The organism is Halobacillus sp. BBL2006 (genome assembly GCF_000786645.1).
Taxonomy (GTDB): domain Bacteria; phylum Bacillota; class Bacilli; order Bacillales; family Halobacillaceae; genus Halobacillus.
On record NZ_JRNX01000886.1, the window covers coordinates 1 to 1002 of the forward strand.

At 41.8% G+C, this 1002-nt stretch carries 1 pseudogene; it reads right to left on the minus strand.

The features are described from left to right. Positions 1-227, minus strand: a pseudogene (locus tag LD39_RS23715) (nodulation protein NfeD); the annotation flags it as partial. Positions 228-1002: the final 775 nt, after the last annotated feature.

Genomic DNA, 1002 nt, shown 5'->3' on the forward strand with positions numbered 1-1002 from the left:
GTATCAATTTCGAAAATTATATGATCTGCACCATTTTCTACGGCTTCTTTGGTCGTCCTTTCTAAAAAGGCTGCCATTCCTCGCTCAACCGTTTCTTTCACAGGTATGATATAGACTTGTTGACCTTCTCCTTCAGCATGAACAAAGGAATGAAACTGAAATAAAGATAAACAAGCGGTTACAACAACAAGCAAAGATAAAATGCGTCTGCGACATGAACCCTCCATGAACGATCACCTCCTTATACGATAGCTTTCCCACGGAATACTACTTATACGATATGTACCATCGATTGGTTTCAAAATATTACACACTGATTAATCTTTTTATTGATATTTCCTAACCAATTAAAGCTCCCAATTGTTGAAGACTCGATTTCGAGACTTTTTCATGTTTCCGTTGCCTTGAATAGAAAAAGGAGGTCCGGGAAATCACTCGGTTTCCGTGGGCGTTCTGTGAGCTTCCTCAGGCTTTGCCTTACGGGATCTCACCCTGAACTCTTTACCCACAGGAGTCTCGCAATTTTCCGGACCTCCTTACTGTTGTTTGGAAAACGGAAACGCATCATGTGGCCTCCTCATGAGAGAAGCATAACTGATTAAGCCTTACCAATGCAGAAAGACAATTAAATATTCTGATGTAATGGGGCCGTGAACCTCCATGACAAATGGGGTGGCTTAGAAACGACGAGACTCCCGAGGGAGAAGGGGCTAGGCGAGCCCCCACAGGAAAGTGTTCAAATGCGGAAATGCCCTGGTAGACACGACTCGCATAAGCAGTAAATCAAAAGGAATAGGCTATTTAATTCTGTTGATTTTTTGCTTATGACGCGAGTGTCTTGGCGTTTCAGCTAGACGAGTCGTCTCCCCCCCAACTCATTTAAGGCAACGGACCCAAGTTATCTCGGAATCGAGTCTTTAACAATCCTGTACGTAGTTGAAGAAATTTGAGCATCCAATGGATTATTTTATAAAATAAATCAAGTACAAAAACAAAAATAAA